The sequence below is a fragment of the Bacillus cereus genome, assembly GCF_002577405.1.
Classification (GTDB): domain Bacteria; phylum Bacillota; class Bacilli; order Bacillales; family Bacillaceae_G; genus Bacillus_A; species Bacillus_A cereus_AU.
In genome coordinates, this window is sequence record NZ_NULR01000006.1 from 362,400 (window position 1) to 378,327 (window position 15,928).

Here is a 15,928-nt window from a genome sequence, read left to right on the forward strand (position 1 = left end):
GAATTTTATTTGGAGGTGCTAACTATGGCAAAAGACAGTTCTTTTGACATCGTTTCGAAAGTAGAATTACCTGAAGTAACAAACGCAATTAATATCGCATTAAAGGAAATCCAAAACCGATATGACTTTAAAGGCAGCAAAAGTGATATTAAATTAGAAAAAGAAGTACTTGTTTTAACTTCTGATGACGAGTTCAAATTAGACCAAGTAAAAGACGTTCTTATTTCTAAACTTGTAAAACGTAACGTTCCAATTAAAAACTTGGACTACGGAAAAGTTGAAGCGGCATCTGGTAACACTGTTCGCCAACGCGCAACACTTCAACAAGGTATCGATAAAGATAACGCGAAAAAAATTAACAACATCATTAAAGAAATGAAATTAAAAGTAAAAACACAAGTACAAGATGACCAAGTACGTGTTACAGCGAAAAGCCGCGATGACTTACAAGCAGTAATCGCAGCCGTTCGTAGCGCTGACTTACCAATCGACGTACAATTTATTAACTACCGCTAAAAAGAAAACTCCTCTTAATTAGAGGAGTTTTTATATTTATTAAGAGCAACACCATATTGCTTTATCAAATGATTTTTCCGGAATATAAACTTTACCATTTTCGATTTTGTATTGAATATTATTCCTCTTAAGAACTGCTGTATCAACAGAATGAACACTATCGCCCCACCGAACAAATTTCCCATCGTCACCGTCGTCCCAAAAATGAAAACTTACGAATACAACAAAAAGACAAAAACATAAAGTGAACCACTTCTTTTTCCGCAAATATCTCACCTCTTCTGAAACTGCAAACGAACTACTGAAGAAAAGAGTTACTCATTTCCGTTTCCTTTTAACCGCCATTAAAAATGCGATAAATAGTACATTCACACCGACTATTAAGGAAATAAATAACCAATTCATACCCGTTTCTTCTCCAACTTTATACACATTCGATTCTTCGCGCTTTAAAACGAGATAAAACCTTCCGTTTTCTTCTCTTATAATCTCGTCTTCTAACAACCCTCTTAACTCTTGTTTTTCTCCAACAGCACTTACAGGTAAGGAAACTTTTTGAGTTTCTTTCGTATTATTAATCGCCACTAATGTCACTTCATCTTTATACTTTCGTTTTAGTATACTCATTCCGTTTTTATCATATAAAAGCTCAAACGTACCACGTCGTAAAGAGGGTCTCGTTTGTCTAAGTTCACCTAGCTTTGTTATGTGTTGCATAAACTTTTCATCTGATTTAAAATCCATTAATCGTCTATTATCTGGAACATCCCCTCCATCTAATGCGATTTCAGTTCCGTAATAAAAATTCGGTATCCCCGGGGATGTATATAAGTAAGTGAGCGCTAGTTTTAAACGAGACGGCGGGTAATACATATTTTCTTTTGCAATACGTGCAAATCGCTTCGTTTCTTGATTATCTAAATACGTAGCGAACTCTCCTTCTTTTCCGCTCACATCATATAAAGGTTTCACAGACATATCTGCTTTTGAAAATGACTCTACTATTTTTTCATAGTACTCATTCTCTTCTTTTGTCATAATACGAAAATTTTTCTTTACCTTCTGCAAATCTTTTTGCACTTCATTCCAAAAAGCACGTGTCTTTTTTTCACTATGTATCACATAACTTCCGTCTAAATCGACTTCGTTTATCCACCATTTCATCGAGTCTATTAATTGTTGCTCGTTTTCTTCATACGGAAATTGAAATACAACTTTCATTCCTTTTTCGTGAGCCTCATTTACAAGCTCTTTCACATCATTTTCTGTTCCGAAATGTTCATTTACTTTTTGAAAGTTTCGAACGCCTAATCCATCATACTTTTCACTTCCAAAAAGTGGAGACAGCATAATAGTAGTAAATCCCATTTGTTTTATGTAATCCAATCTTTTTATAATTCCTCGTATATCCCCGCCCTGATATCCATCTAAATTACCAACGTCTAACTGTTTATCATTTTTCGGTTCTCCGTTATTGAAGCGATCAATCATAATGGAATATATGACTTCATCTCGCCATTCCCTTTTTTCTTCCGCAAAAGTATGTACTGGTACAAACAAAATAACAGCTAAACAAAAACAAATGAATAGTTCCCTAGTCCGTATTTTTCCCACATGCATCCCCCATGTTTTTTAATTGTAAGAATATTATACCAATTATCCGAACGAAGCGCATATGCTGATTTCATTCATCACAAAATACTTCATGTTAGGTTTTCTAACATTAATTATAAAGTTTTCTGAATTTTTAGTTGTTTTTTCTTTTATTTCGAATATGATATGAAACATAACAAAATGATGTTATTTTTTCTAACATAATAGGAGGGAAAAGAATGACTACGGGAGATACGGTTTTTATGTTTGTAACGACAGTAATGGTCATGCTGATGACACCAGGATTGGCACTTTTTTACGGGGGCATGGTTCGCAGTAAAAATGTACTCAGTACAACAATGCATAGTTATAGCGCAATGGCTATCGTTTCGATTCAATGGGTTATGATCGGTTATTCCTTATCATTCGGACCAGATTGGCACGGACTTATCGGTACACTTGATTGGTTCGGCTTAAACGGCGTTACCTACGCACCAAATCCAGACTACTCATCTACTATTCCTCACAATTTATTCATGATGTTTCAACTCATGTTCGCCATTTTAACTCCAGCTTTAATTTCAGGTGCATTCGCTGAAAGAATGCGATTTTCTGCCTTTCTTATTTTTATCCTTCTATGGACAACAATCGTTTACAATCCTGTCGCTCATTGGGTATGGGGCGTTGGCGGATGGCTAAGAGAACTTGGCGCGTTAGACTTCGCTGGCGGTAATGTCGTTCATATCACTTCTGGCGTTGCTGGTCTTGTATTAGCTATTTTCCTAGGAAAACGGAAAAACATAAGCGGTACCTCTCCTCACCATTTACCATTTACGATGTTAGGCGCTGGTCTACTCTGGTTCGGCTGGTTCGGTTTTAACGTCGGTAGTGCACTATCTTTAAACGACGTAGCTTTAACTGCATTTATTAATACAAATATAGCCGCTGCTGCCTCCGCTCTAACTTGGATGCTTTCCGAATGGTTCTTCCAATCAAAACCAACTGCGATGGGAGCTGCTTGCGGGGTTGTTTCTGGTTTAGTCGCTATTACGCCAGCTTGCGGATTCGTTACACCTTTCTCCGCTCTGCTTATCGGAGCAATTGGCGGTGTATTATGTTTCGGCGCTGTTTTCTTCCTAAAAACAAAATTCGGATACGACGATACACTTGATGCCTTTGGATGTCACGGCATCGGAGGAACTTGGGGCGGTATTGCAACTGGACTATTTGCAACTACTACTGCAAACGGTGATGGTGCTAACGGATTGTTTTATGGGAATGCCGCTTTACTGTTTAAACAACTTGTAGCAATCGGCGCAACATATGCATTCACGATCATCATGACGTACGCCATTATTAAAGCCATTAACTTCTTCCTCCCTGTCCGGGTCGATGAGCACGAAGAACAAATGGGGCTTGATATTTCGATGCACGGCGAGAAAGCCTATGAATATACGGAACGAGTGAATTAAAAAAGAGATGCAATCTACTTATAGTAGATTGCATCTCTTTTTATCACCCCCGACCACATACCCCGCATAGTATCTTTGCGAATATATCAACGGTTTTTCGGATATATCGACGATTTTTCAAATATATCGATCGTTTCTTTCAATATATCAACGGTTCGACACAACATATCGATTTACCAACAGATTTCGACATGACAGAAGCGCAGAATACCCCCTAACGCTACAAGTAAAATAAAAAAGACGACCGAAATTCAGTCGTCTTTCCCTATTTATTTCGGAGCATTTCCTACATATTGCGTAATATCAACATTTAATGCCTGCGCTAAACGCATGCCGTACTCTTGATCTGCACGGAAGAAGTTACAAACAGCTAATAATTTCGTACGTTCATTTACGTCTTTTAGATCATTTGTTAAGTTTGCAATTAAGTTATCTTGCTCTTCTTTAGAGAATGAACGGTAACGCTCACCCGCTTGTTTGAAGTCATTTGGTTTCTCAATTTTTTCACGAGATACGTAGCCTTCTACTTTCATAGTTGAATCACGGTAAGTTGGATCTTCAACTGGATTTTCTGTATGACGGCTCGGTTCGTAGTTTATTGTAGATGGATTTTGATTCATTTGCATCGCACCATCACGTTGTTGGTTACGAACAGCTGCGTATGGGCAATTTACAGGAATTTGTAAATAATTTGCACCAAGGCGGTAACGCTGTGTATCTGGGTAAGAGAATAAACGACCTTGTAATAATTTATCTTCAGATGGTTCAATACCATTTACAGTTGCACTTGGAGTAAACGCCGCTTGTTCTACTTCCGCGAAGAAGTTTTTCGGATTACGGTTTAACGTCATTGTCCCTACTTCGATTAATGGGAAGCGATCTTCTGGCCATACTTTCGTTGGATCTAGTGGATCGAAATCTAAAGAGTCCGTTTCATCTAGTTGCATGACTTGTACGTGTAAATCCCATTTCGGATAGTTTCCTTTTTCGATTGCATCAAATAAGTCACGAGTTGCATGGTTGAAGTCTTTTCCTTGTACTTGCTCCACTTCTTTTGCACTTAAATTACGTATACCTTGCTGTGGCTTCCAGTGATATTTAATGTAAACAATTTTACCTTCTGCATTAATCCATTTAAATGAATGGACACCAAAACCTTCCATTTCACGATAGTTTGCTGGTGTACCATAATCAGAAAATACCCATGTCATCATATGTGTAGATTCTGGAGTTAACGTCATGAAATCCCAGTAACGATCTGGTGTTTGAATATTTGTATCAGGTGCTGGTTTTAAAGAATGCACCATGTCTGGGAATTTAATTGCATCACGAATGAAGAAAACTGGTAAATGGTTACCTACGATATCATAGTTTCCTTCTTCTGTATAAAATTTAACAGCAAAACCACGTGGGTCACGTGCTGTTTCAGGAGAACCTTGACCATGAATAACCGTTGAGAAACGAACAAATACAGGCGTTTCAGTTCCTTCATTTTGTAAAAATGCTGCTTTCGTATATTGCTTCATGCTGTTTTTCGTTACGAATACCCCGTGAGCACCTGCACCACGTGCATGCACAACACGCTCTGGAATACGTTCACGATCAAAGTGTGCAAGTTTTTCTACTAAATGATAGTCTTCTAACAATACCGGCCCACGGCGACCAGCTGTACGAGAATTTTGGTTGTCTCCAACTGGAGCACCTTGGTTTGTTGTTAAGCGATTATTTGGATTCATCTAGGGGGATCCTCCTCTTTCTCTCATAGTAATTATTATTTATTTAAAATTATTATAAACTAATTATTATTCAAAACTAAATCTTTGTCAACTATCTCCATCATTTTTTTAGAAATAATTTCAGCTAAGCAATCAATAAACACAGATTGTACATTCGGCATATTTGATCTAAAATATGCGACATTTAATTCATCAGTTACACCTTTACATTCATGATCTTTGTCATATAAAACTTCTAAATGGAGCAATATGTTTTAACCCTAAGTAACAAGTAAATTCATACTCTGTAAATATATTATTCATTGCATCTGTTAATTTATGCGCTTGCTCTTTCGTAATTTTTGCAAGCCATGAAATTCCGCCAATCGCTTTATACCGTCCGATTAAATCTTGGAGCGCTTCTTCAGACGGCTTACGCCCGTGACGAATGTGAGTATAATACACCTCTACATCATCTAATGACTCTCGCGTTCCATACGCCATCACAAGCAAACCTATTTTCTTCTTACATCTCAATTTTGTAAATGAGAATCTTTTTCAAGAATATTTGTTCCAAGTATAACAAGTAATAATAAATACGTCAAAATAATAATTCTAAATAAATATTATTTATAATATGATTTTGAGTTTTATATGGCAATTTATTTAATAAAAAAAGCGGCTCACATACATGTAAGCCGCTTTTCCCTTATTCTTTAATATCTACACCATCTAACTACAACAAAAATAAAACGTACAGCGTATATATACACTGTACTCTTGCACACTATTTTCCCAAATATAAAAACCCTTAAATTGAAAACAGTTGAGGTTATGACATGAAATCCCTTATTAAGTCATTCTTTTATAGCTTTTCGCCAATATGCACCATAATGATCAATTCTAACAAGGGGTTCATTTATATTATTTTCTTTCCGGAAATCTGTTACAGCAGCTTCACAAGTATGCAAGCCATAATCATCAATAATAATAAACCCGCCTGGAGATACTTTGTGATATAGATTTGTTAAGCTATCCATCGTAGATTCATATAAATCACCATCGAGTCTAGCGATAGCAATCTCTTTTATCGGCGCAGTAGGTAACGTATCTTTAAACCAGCCCTTTAAAAATGTCACTTGATTGTCGAGTAAATCATATTTTTGAAAATTTCTTTGTACTTCTTCTAAAGATACTCGTAAATAATCAATTGTATATAATGTATCTCCTTGATCTTGAGGGTATTTTTCAACGTTCGGTGCAGGTAATCCTTGAAATGAATCTGCAACCCACACCTGACGATTTTGTATATCATTCGCTTTTAAAAACCCTCTCATAAATATACAACTTCCGCCCCGCCATACACCAGTTTCAATAAAATCACCTGGGATCTCTTCTTTTATAACAGTTTCCATCGCAGCATGTAATTGATTTAATCTAGCACGCCCAACCATACTATGTGCAATAGCCGGCCAATCCATTCCATATTTCCTTGCTTCTGGATTAGGCTGTACTTGATGCATTAGTTTTAAATTATGCACCTCTATAAATCTCATTAGATTTATAGGTATCTCTACATGAGCAGGTGAATACTGTTCATGTTCTTGCCAGATTTCAAATAAAATCGCTTTTTTTAATAATTCAAGATATAAATCACTTCTTTCTTTTAGGGTCATAATATTACTCCCTCCAATTTTCACATTTTCAATGTAAGTTATGAAAAATCCGAATGATTTATTCATGAAATGAGAACCCTTAAAAATCATATTATAAAATTTTAAAAATATATTTTATAACGTACTCCCCATTTTATATTGATTGTTAGGAGTGCAGTAATAGACAATTATGTATATCATTTACCTGTTTTTGAATTTGATAACTATAATTCTCAAGTAAGAACTTCTGCATGGAGTGGTCATACTAATTTTGCATATGATTGAGTAAGATATATGAAACCAAAAAAAATGAGGTAATACATTTCAAATTTTATTTAACAAAAAGGCGGCTCACACAAATGTAAGCCGCCCTTTCCTATTCTTTTATATTTACCCCATACTCTTTAAACCACACATGAATTTGCGCTAAATGTGCTAAAAGCTGAGGCCCAGTCATTAATTGACCAAACCATGGCGTTTGAAATGCACTGCCGCCAGACTCAATCAATCCGCCCAGCTGCTCTTTATCAAATAGTTCGTGTAAAATTGATCCTTTATCCGTTAATAAATTTTGAAGCCATACTGTTACTGCTTTTGTATAGTACGGATTGTGCGTTTTCGGATATGGGCTCTTCTTTCTATATAAGATGTCATGTGGAAGTATGTCTTCTAACGCTTTTCGCAACAGACCTTTTTCGCGGTTTTTATACATTTTCATTTCCCAAGGAATATTCCACGCATATTCGACAAGGCGATGATCCGCAAACGGAACGCGTACTTCTAAGCTTGCGCCCATACTCATACGGTCTTTTCTGTCTAATAATGTTGTCATAAACCATACCATGTTTAAATAAAACAATTGTCGTCTTTTCGCTTCTAGTGGGCTTTCTCCTTCTAAAATAGGAACTTCTTGAATGGATTCTTCATAACGCCTTTGTACATATTGTTGCAAATTCAATTTATTTCGCCATTCTTTTTTCAAAAGTCGTTCCCGCGCTTCTGTAGAACGCATCCACGGGAATGCACTCGATTGTAAATCATCTTCTCTATAAAACCACGGATACCCACCGAAAATTTCATCTGCACATTCCCCAGATAAACCAACGACAAAATCTTGTTTAATTTCACGGCAAAACCATAACAATGAGGAATCGATATCTGCCATACCAGGCAAATCCCGAACGAGTACTGCTTCTGTTAAATACTCTGCTAACTGTTCATTCGAAATGACGCAGCGATGATGGATTGTTTCAAATGTCTCCGTCATTAAGTTAATAAATGGTGCATCTGAATTTGGCTGGAACGCATTCGCTTTAAAGTATTTGTCGTTATCTTCGTAATCAATAGAATACGTGTGTAGTTGACCTTTTCCTGCTCTTTCATATTCTTTCGCAGCAATTGCTGTAATCGCACTGGAATCTACTCCGCCTGATAAAAATGTGCATAACGGTACATCAGAAACTAATTGCCTCGTAATGGCATCTTGTAATAAAAAGCGCGTTTTCTCTACTGTTTCTTCAAAAGAATCTTCATGTTTTTTACTTTCCACATTCCAATATCTCCATATACATAAACCATTCTTTGAAAATGTTAATGCATGCCCTGGACGTAATTCTTTTATACCAGCATAAATACCATGGCCAGGTGTTCTAGATGGTCCAAGGCCGAATATTTCTGATAATCCTTCTAACGTTACTTCCGCCTTCACATCCGGATGCGCTAGTATCGCTTTTAACTCGGATCCAAATAATAATCGCCCGCTATCATATTTATAAAATAGCGGTTTTACACCTAATCGATCTCTCGCAATAAACACTTGTTCTTTCTGTTCGTCCCATACTGCAAACGCATATATACCGTTTAAATGATCGACACATTCCTCTTTCCATTCAATATAAGAAGCTAATAACACTTCCGTATCAGAGTGACCTTTAAACGTATATCCTCTTCTTAACAATTCCTTTCGAATGTCTTCTGTATTATATAATTCGCCGTTGTAACAAATGGCATAATTCGTTTCATCCTTTAAACAAGTCATCGGCTGTTTACCACCCTCAGGGTCCACAACAATTAACCTTTTATGCCCAAATGCAACATTGCCTTTAATCCAAACTTTATTATCATCCGGACCACGCTTCGCTAACGTCTCAGCCATCTTCGTAACGACGTCTCTTTCTCCTTCTAATGAGCGTTTATAATCCACCCATCCTGTAATCCCGCACATATAAATCATCATCCTTCCGTCTTATTTCTTTTCCTAAACGAGCAGTAGTCCCCACCCTATGAGTGCGGATCAAAAAAATGACAAAATTGACAATAAACTACTATCCACATATGGAATAGCATTTTCACTCAGTAAAACGTGTTTTATTGTATGCCCACCTATGTCTAGATGTGTCTAGTTATAAAGAATGCACGAACTGTCTATAACAAGAATAACTACTTTCAATAAAGGAGAAATCATGTATGATACAACGTAAACATATTTTATATAACCAGCCCCGCGCTCATACCGTCGGCAATGTAGAATATATAAATAATGAATGGATATTTTTTGATGACGAAAATGAGGAAGCCTTTTTACTAGAAGATATTGCCGAAGATGGTTTTGAAGTTTTATATAACAGTAACTGGCTACCCGCTCGTTTTTATGAACAAAACATATTGCAAATCGCAGATGAACAACACCCTCTTCAAAATGGAGAAATGATACGAATTCGTAAAAAATTACTTCTTAGTTATAACGAATGGCTTGAGGAATTACCTGATTCTGTCTTTACATTATTAACAGAGGCATTACAATCACTTCATTACTCTTTATATGATTGCATGTATTGTCATAATTATTTATCCTTCTTACCAAAAGAGGAAATGTGCGAAGGAGTAAATATTCTTTTATTCGATAACGAAGAGATGATCTGTACATTGCAGCATCATTTCGTTCGTCACGCTACATCAAATAAAAACATGTTCCGTTTTACGAAAGTAAATGGAGAAGAGCTGCATATCGATGCGACATAAAAATAAAAACCACCTTATCTCCCAAACATTTGAGATCATAAGGTGGTTTTATTTTCAATTAAAATACTTGCCAGCCAATCGGTAATTTTAAACCAAGATAAAATACCGCTACAAGTGCGATAACAAATAATCCCCAAAATGCCCCTGTTGCCTTGTTCTTGCTCATCTTTACAAGAACCATTTCCATGCCGCCGATTACTAAAATACCTGCTAGCATTTTCATGCCGTACCACATGTGCATGCTACCTGTTGCTGTTTTCACAATACTCATGTACAACATAAATCCTGTCACAATAATGATGATATACATTAGGCGAAGCCCCATATGTACACCTTTACCTTTTCTTCCTGCCGAATAAAGTGAATACGCCACAAAGAATAAAATTAAACCTAACGCCCATGCTGTAATATGCATATGTACCATCGTATCCCTTACCTCCTCTTTTCACACTTTTTCACTTTATATGATAACATGTTCATTTATTTTCAGGAAATGTTTCGCTTTTTTATATTTAAATGCTATAATATTTAGAGTATTTACAAACTTCTTGTAATAACAAAAGGGGGAACAATCATGATTCAAACTAAGGATATTATCGAACTTACAGACACATACGGAGCAAATAACTACCATCCACTTCCAATCGTTATCTCTAAAGCAGAAGGTGTTTGGGTAGAAGACCCTGAAGGAAACCGCTATATGGACTTACTAAGTGCATATTCTGCAGTAAACCAAGGTCATCGCCATCCAAAAATTATTAACGCTTTAATCGACCAAGCAAATCGTGTTACGTTAACTTCTCGTGCTTTCCATAGTGATCAATTAGGTCCTTGGTACGAAAAAGTTGCGAAACTAACTAATAAAGAAATGGTACTTCCTATGAACACAGGTGCTGAAGCTGTTGAAACTGCAATTAAAACAGTTCGTCGCTGGGCTTATGATGTGAAGAAAGTAGAAGCAAACCGTGCTGAAATCATCGTTTGTGAAGATAACTTCCACGGACGCACGATGGGTTCTGTTTCTATGTCTTCAAATGAAGAGTACAAGCGTGGATTCGGTCCAATGCTTCCTGGCCTCATTGTAATTCCTTACGGTGATTTAGAAGCATTAAAAGCTGCAATTACGCCAAACACAGCAGCATTCATTTTAGAGCCAATTCAAGGTGAAGCAGGAATTAACATCCCACCAGCTGGTTACTTAAAAGAAGCTCTTGAAGTATGTAAAAAAGAAAACGTTTTATTCGTAGCAGATGAAATCCAAACAGGCTTAGGCCGTACTGGTAAAGTATTTGCTTGTGACTGGGACGATGTAACTCCTGACATGTACATACTTGGTAAAGCACTTGGTGGCGGCGTATTCCCAATCTCTTGCGTTGCAGCAAACCGCGACATTTTAGGCGTATTTGAGCCAGGTTCTCACGGTTCTACATTCGGTGGTAACCCACTTGCATGTGCTGTTTCTATCGCAGCTCTTGAAGTATTAGAAGAAGAAAAATTAACAGAGCGTTCTCTTCAATTAGGAGAAAAATTAGTTGGGCAATTAAAAGAAATTGATAACCCAATGATCACTGAAGTTCGCGGTAAAGGTTTATTCATCGGTATCGAATTAAACGAGCCAGCTCGTCCTTACTGTGAACAATTAAAAGCAGCTGGGCTATTATGTAAAGAAACACATGAAAATGTAATTCGTATCGCACCACCTCTAGTAATCTCTGAAGAAGATTTAGAGTGGGCATTCCAAAAAATTAAAGCTGTATTATCTTAATAATAGTGAGGCATTCCTACATTAGGACTGCCTCTTTCTTTTTTTAGTAATTTACCGTAAAATAAAATTGAATATTCTGTTTCTTTAAAAAGGAGGTAATTGTATGCTTTTGAAATATGGCAAACATATTAACTATTTAGCTACTATTCTTATTTCCATTACATTCATCGGATTCCTATTATCTACAACGTTACTCAGTCACTATTCAACGCCTCATACATTCACACTACTTAAAGCCTCATTTTGGGCCGCCGTTTTCCTTACAGTTATCGGGTTTGGCCGTGAAAGAAGTTCTCTTGCCGTTATGCTAATCGGAATTTGTACGTTAGCACTTATCGGATTTTATATTTTCGCTATTTTAGATTTTTTCAATAACCCAAGGCCATAAAAAAGAGCTATCTTTTGATAAGATAGCTCTCTTCTTCATTTCACTATATTTCGCAGTGTACCGATTCCTTCTACTGTAATGACCACTTCATCACCTGCATGCAAAAATTTCGGTGGTGTGAAACCTTTTCCTACACCAGCCGGCGTTCCTGTGGCAATAATATCTCCTGGTTCTAATGTCATCCCTTTACTTATCGTTGAAATAATTTCTTCTATTGAAAAAATCATTTTATTTGTGTTTGAAGTTTGCCTTACTTCTCCATTTACTACTGTTTCAATGTGTAATGCATTCGGCGTCCCAACCATTGATTTATGAATTAAATACGGTCCCATCGGACAAAACGTATCGAAACTTTTTCCAAGGAAAAATTGTTTATGCTTCCTTTGAATATCTCGAGCAGTTACATCATTTATAACCGTATAACCAAAAACATGCTCAAGTGCTTTTTCTTTTTTTATTTGTTTCCCTCGCTTGCCAATAATGATAGCTAGTTCGCCTTCATAGTCTAGTTCATCCGTTGCGTGAGGGTGACCATTAATGTACTCATTCGTGCCAATAACTGTTGTTGGTGCTTTCGTAAAGATCATTATATTTTCTGGAATAGACTCTACTCCGCCCATTTCCACTGCATGCTCACGATAGTTTTTTCCAACGCACAGAATATTCTTTCTTGGCCTTGGAATCGGTGCTAATATTTTCACCTCTGTTAACGGATAATACGCCGCTTCCCCGTTCTCTTTTGCCCAATTTACAATTTCACATACTTTCTCAAAGCATTCAGTCCCTCTTTCAATACACTCTAGCATTGTAATAGGAATTGTAACCTTTTCCCCTTTTTGCCTTTGTGCTTCTCTTAAATGCAATACCTGTTCTTCTTCTTCATCCACGATACCTACAAATACCTTTTCTTCTTTCTTCGCCGTTACAAAACGCAATATTTCCACTCTCCATCCTAAAACTCATACCATTTAATTGTATTCGCATCCGTAAGAAAAAACCCTTCTCATGCACGCTAATTTTTACAATATTCTTCTCGCACCCTATTCGTTACTCAGCGACTATTTGACATAAAATGTAGAAATTATACTTTTTTTAGCGAATATGTTTCTTTTTTATGGGATTTTTGTATAATATGTACTAAATATATACATAAAAATTTATTGAGAGATGGAGCCGATTTCAATGTTTGAGCAAGCTATCGAAAAAAAACGCGAAAAAATGATCTATTTTGCTGAACGCTACGGAATGACTTCTCAAAAAACAGTGGATTGTAGCCAAGAACTGGACAGGCTCTTAAATGTTATTTGGCATATACACACAGATTGCACGCACACTCAAATGTTCGAAACACATACGCAATAGCGTGTGTGTTTCTTTTATTTCAAAAAAATACACATTTTATTGAAAACGCCCATACAATAGTAGAAAAGAAAATTTTAAAACGAAGGGTGTTTTGTATGCCGGCTATGGTTGGACATATTCGTATCGTTAATATCGGATCAAGTGGTATTTTTCATATTGGAGATGTATTTGCGATTAGGCCTATTAGTTATTCACGCGCTTTTGCTGGGGCCGGTTCCTTTAATGTTGGAGATAATGTTTCTGTCTACAATTATCAAAGTTCAACGACTGTCAACGATTCAGATGTAATCGATCAAGCAATAATTGGCGCAACTTAAAGGAGGCGATTGCATTGAATTTTTATGTAAACCAAAGTATCATCATCAACAGTATTAGGATTGATAGCATTACAACTTCTTCTGTATTCCAAATTGGCACTGCCGGAAGTATTAAAGCTCTATCTAAATTTTCAAATTCCGGCGGATTTACAGAGCCTCTTCGCCCATTACAGGCGAAAGGACAAATTATTTCCATCAAACCATCAACTAGTTCTTCTTAAGGCATCCTTGTCATAAATATATAGCAGGAATATATTTACCCTCCCTATCGAAAAGGAGGTTTCACAAAATGAATCAAGATATATATACTTACTTACACCAACTTCAGCAAGCTCTCCAAACACAACAAGCAGCCATCCTTAACTTAGAAAATCAAGTTCGCCTACTACAAGAAGAGCTTAATGAATTAAAAAGTCGCCCCTCCTCTTCTATAGGAAAAGTGGAATACAAATTCGATCAATTAAAAGTAGAAAACTTAAATGGTACTTTAAATATTGGTTTAAATCCATTTTCAGCAAAAGGACAACAAATTGAGGATTTTCAAGTGGATACAGAAACATTGAAGGTAAATCCTGAAAGTGACACAAACCCAGACTTTTATCAAGGTATCCTCCAAGAAATGCATCGATACTTAGATGAAGAAGCATATAATCGAATTCTCCATTTTGAACAAGAAGAGCGAACACCGCTTGATGAAATGTATCGACAAATGATGGTTGATGACATAAAAAAACAGATGGAACATAGACTTCCATATTATTTATCACAAGTTCAATCGTATGAGGGTATTTCCACAGATCCCGATTATTTACGAGATATCATTATTCAAGCAATGAAACAAGATATCGACAAAGCCTTCCTTTCCTTTATTCAACACATACCGGGTAATTTCCGAAAGGAGTAAGTATGTATGAATTTAAATGTTGTAAATCGTGAGCTAAAAGTCGGACAGATTAAAATGAACGGTGTATCATCGTCAGCACTCTTTTTAATTGGAGATGCCAATCTCCTCATTCTATCTTCTATTCTCGATACACCATTTGAAGCTGTTACAGAGGGTCCATTTGTACCATTAGTAACAGATGTCCCTCCTACTCCAAGTTAAGGAGACTGAAAAATTATGTTACACCATGTGTCTGTTGTCCAAAATGTTTCTATTATTTCTTTAGGGATTACTGCCGTGTTTCAAGTTGGAGATGCCAATCAAATGGAATTAAAAAGTAGAGCTCTTGCCGTCCACCGGGAAATCCCTTGTTATATAAAAGGTGAAGGCAGCTTAGATTCATTCGAAATCTTTACAGATGAGCACATTACAATCCCGAAGCGAACAACAGATGTAAAATTAAATATCATAAATGAATGTCCTTTTATTGAAGTCAATAACGTTGAATTGCGAACACTTTTAAATTCTGCCTGCTTTCAAATTGGAAATGTTGATTATGCTTTTACTAACTCTCGTATTATGCAAATCCGCCAATATATTACGGATGAACCTTCCGCTCAATAATTCATATAGTAATTAAAAAGCTTAGAAAAGTAGGTGGATGGTATGCCCTCTGTTGTTGGAAATCTTGTCGTTCAAAACAGTAATGGCTCTTTCAATTTAGGGGATTTTTATAACGTATCTCCGAAAGAAAATACGAAAGCGTATAATGGATCTGGAGCTTCTAATGTTGGATTTGTCGTGAATACTTTTAGCGGTGTTAGCGCAACAAATACGTTTGATTCTGATGTGGCAGATCAAGACCAGATTGGAACAGCGTAAAAAAAGTAGGAGATGCTCTCCTACTTTTTTCTTATTCCCACTCTAATTACAATTTCATTTTATTTAAATGATAATCCCTTTTCCTCTAGAGCCGCTCTCAATTTAGGTAAAGATGCCGGCCCCATACCATGCAGTTTTAAAACTTCTTTCTCGCTATACTTTGAGAGTTCTTCTATAGTATGAATCCCATGATGTTCTAATGCCCTTCTTGCTGGTGCTGAAAGAAGAGAGAGAAAACCTTCTTTTGGCTTTCTCTCTTTCTCACAAGTCGGGCAAGTTGGACAATCGCTACTTTTATAATACTCGTGTCCATTGTCACAAGTTCTTAACGTTGCCATACTCCATAGCCCCTTTCCAAA

21 protein-coding genes and 1 pseudogene are annotated in these 15,928 nt (G+C 36.5%); 12 read left to right on the forward strand and 10 right to left on the reverse strand.

Annotated features, from left to right (window positions below):
* Window positions 1-24 precede the first annotated feature (24 nt).
* The gene (locus COC96_RS10300) at window positions 25-516 is read left to right on the forward strand and encodes a YajQ family cyclic di-GMP-binding protein (RefSeq protein WP_002170814.1); all 492 of its coding nucleotides are present in this window, start codon (window positions 25-27) and stop codon (window positions 514-516) included.
* Between the two features lie 39 nt (window positions 517-555).
* On the opposite strand, the gene COC96_RS27970 is transcribed toward COC96_RS10300, so the two are convergent.
* Window positions 556-783 carry a hypothetical protein gene (locus COC96_RS27970; protein WP_098269018.1) on the reverse strand — a complete coding sequence of 76 codons (228 nt, stop codon included), beginning with the start codon at window positions 781-783 and terminating at the stop codon, window positions 556-558.
* A 51-nt stretch (window positions 784-834) separates the two neighbouring features.
* Complete coding sequence (locus COC96_RS10310) at window positions 835-2,136, reverse strand: alpha-amylase family glycosyl hydrolase (protein ID WP_098768730.1); 1,302 nt, start codon at window positions 2,134-2,136, stop codon at window positions 835-837.
* Between the two features lie 212 nt (window positions 2,137-2,348).
* On the opposite strand from COC96_RS10310, the gene COC96_RS10320 reads away from it, so the two are divergent.
* The gene (locus COC96_RS10320; protein ID WP_098768731.1) at window positions 2,349-3,581 is read left to right on the forward strand and encodes an ammonium transporter; all 1,233 of its coding nucleotides are present in this window, start codon (window positions 2,349-2,351) and stop codon (window positions 3,579-3,581) included.
* Between the two features lie 269 nt (window positions 3,582-3,850).
* Here COC96_RS10320 and katB read toward each other — a convergent pair whose 3' ends face one another.
* From katB to asnB, 5 genes and pseudogenes are all read right to left on the reverse strand, one after another.
* The gene (gene katB, locus COC96_RS10325) at window positions 3,851-5,317 is read right to left on the reverse strand and encodes a catalase KatB (protein ID WP_098768732.1); all 1,467 of its coding nucleotides are present in this window, start codon (window positions 5,315-5,317) and stop codon (window positions 3,851-3,853) included.
* A 59-nt stretch (window positions 5,318-5,376) separates the two neighbouring features.
* Window positions 5,377-5,565, reverse strand: coding sequence for a ferrochelatase (locus COC96_RS28690; RefSeq protein WP_441296590.1), 189 nt, complete (start codon window positions 5,563-5,565; stop codon window positions 5,377-5,379).
* Window positions 5,555-5,800: pseudogene (locus COC96_RS28695) on the reverse strand (ferrochelatase); the annotation flags it as partial. The gene COC96_RS28690 and the pseudogene COC96_RS28695, both read right to left, overlap by 11 nt.
* Window positions 5,801-6,153: 353 nt before the next feature.
* Window positions 6,154-6,972, reverse strand: coding sequence for a TylF/MycF family methyltransferase (locus COC96_RS10335; RefSeq protein ID WP_098269165.1), 819 nt, complete (start codon window positions 6,970-6,972; stop codon window positions 6,154-6,156).
* A gap of 355 nt (window positions 6,973-7,327) precedes the next feature.
* Window positions 7,328-9,175: an asparagine synthase (glutamine-hydrolyzing) gene (asnB, locus tag COC96_RS10340; protein ID WP_098269014.1), complete on the reverse strand. Its 1,848-nt coding sequence runs from the start codon at window positions 9,173-9,175 to the stop codon at window positions 7,328-7,330.
* 242 nt (window positions 9,176-9,417) lie between these two features.
* On the opposite strand from asnB, the gene COC96_RS10345 reads away from it, so the two are divergent.
* A complete protein-coding gene (locus tag COC96_RS10345) occupies window positions 9,418-9,972 on the forward strand; it encodes a DUF2777 domain-containing protein (protein ID WP_098768733.1) in 555 nt (184 codons plus the stop codon).
* Between the two features lie 58 nt (window positions 9,973-10,030).
* Here the strand turns inward: COC96_RS10345 and COC96_RS10350 are convergent, their stop codons facing one another.
* Window positions 10,031-10,396, reverse strand: coding sequence for a YisL family protein (locus COC96_RS10350; protein ID WP_098768734.1), 366 nt, complete (start codon window positions 10,394-10,396; stop codon window positions 10,031-10,033).
* Between the two features lie 150 nt (window positions 10,397-10,546).
* Between COC96_RS10350 and rocD the strand changes: the two genes are divergently transcribed.
* Together rocD and COC96_RS10360 are read left to right on the forward strand one after the other, a co-directional pair.
* The gene (rocD, locus tag COC96_RS10355; RefSeq protein WP_098768735.1) at window positions 10,547-11,737 is read left to right on the forward strand and encodes an ornithine aminotransferase; all 1,191 of its coding nucleotides are present in this window, start codon (window positions 10,547-10,549) and stop codon (window positions 11,735-11,737) included.
* A 103-nt stretch (window positions 11,738-11,840) separates the two neighbouring features.
* Entirely contained in the window at window positions 11,841-12,125 is a 285-nt protein-coding gene (locus tag COC96_RS10360) for a hypothetical protein (protein WP_098269011.1), read from the forward strand.
* Window positions 12,126-12,160: 35 nt separating this feature from the next.
* On the opposite strand, the gene COC96_RS10365 is transcribed toward COC96_RS10360, so the two are convergent.
* Entirely contained in the window at window positions 12,161-13,060 is a 900-nt protein-coding gene (locus tag COC96_RS10365) for a fumarylacetoacetate hydrolase family protein (RefSeq protein ID WP_176538805.1), read from the reverse strand.
* A 247-nt stretch (window positions 13,061-13,307) separates the two neighbouring features.
* Here COC96_RS10365 and COC96_RS10370 point away from each other — a divergent pair, with 247 nt between their 5' ends.
* The 7 genes from COC96_RS10370 (at window position 13,308) to gerPF (ending at window position 15,569) form a co-directional block, all read left to right on the forward strand.
* On the forward strand, window positions 13,308-13,487 hold the full coding sequence (locus COC96_RS10370; protein WP_071744611.1) for an aspartyl-phosphate phosphatase Spo0E family protein: 180 nt from the start codon (window positions 13,308-13,310) through the stop codon (window positions 13,485-13,487).
* 95 nt (window positions 13,488-13,582) lie between these two features.
* Complete coding sequence (gerPA, locus tag COC96_RS10375; RefSeq protein ID WP_088231464.1) at window positions 13,583-13,804, forward strand: spore germination protein GerPA; 222 nt, start codon at window positions 13,583-13,585, stop codon at window positions 13,802-13,804.
* A 14-nt stretch (window positions 13,805-13,818) separates the two neighbouring features.
* On the forward strand, window positions 13,819-14,025 hold the full coding sequence (gerPB, locus tag COC96_RS10380; protein ID WP_001012513.1) for a spore germination protein GerPB: 207 nt from the start codon (window positions 13,819-13,821) through the stop codon (window positions 14,023-14,025).
* 68 nt (window positions 14,026-14,093) lie between these two features.
* Window positions 14,094-14,708, forward strand: coding sequence for a spore germination protein GerPC (gene gerPC, locus COC96_RS10385; RefSeq protein ID WP_098269009.1), 615 nt, complete (start codon window positions 14,094-14,096; stop codon window positions 14,706-14,708).
* 6 nt (window positions 14,709-14,714) lie between these two features.
* Window positions 14,715-14,909 (forward strand): spore germination protein GerPD, encoded by a 195-nt coding sequence (gene gerPD / locus COC96_RS10390; RefSeq protein ID WP_098269008.1) that lies wholly within the window; start codon window positions 14,715-14,717, stop codon window positions 14,907-14,909.
* Window positions 14,910-14,924: 15 nt separating this feature from the next.
* A complete protein-coding gene (locus tag COC96_RS10395) occupies window positions 14,925-15,311 on the forward strand; it encodes a spore germination protein GerPE (protein ID WP_098269007.1) in 387 nt (128 codons plus the stop codon).
* A 42-nt stretch (window positions 15,312-15,353) separates the two neighbouring features.
* Window positions 15,354-15,569 carry a spore germination protein GerPF gene (gene gerPF / locus COC96_RS10400; protein ID WP_001141570.1) on the forward strand — a complete coding sequence of 72 codons (216 nt, stop codon included), beginning with the start codon at window positions 15,354-15,356 and terminating at the stop codon, window positions 15,567-15,569.
* Window positions 15,570-15,628: 59 nt separating this feature from the next.
* Here gerPF and COC96_RS10405 read toward each other — a convergent pair whose 3' ends face one another.
* Complete coding sequence (locus tag COC96_RS10405) at window positions 15,629-15,907, reverse strand: RNA polymerase alpha subunit C-terminal domain-containing protein (protein ID WP_098768736.1); 279 nt, start codon at window positions 15,905-15,907, stop codon at window positions 15,629-15,631.
* Window positions 15,908-15,928: the final 21 nt, after the last annotated feature.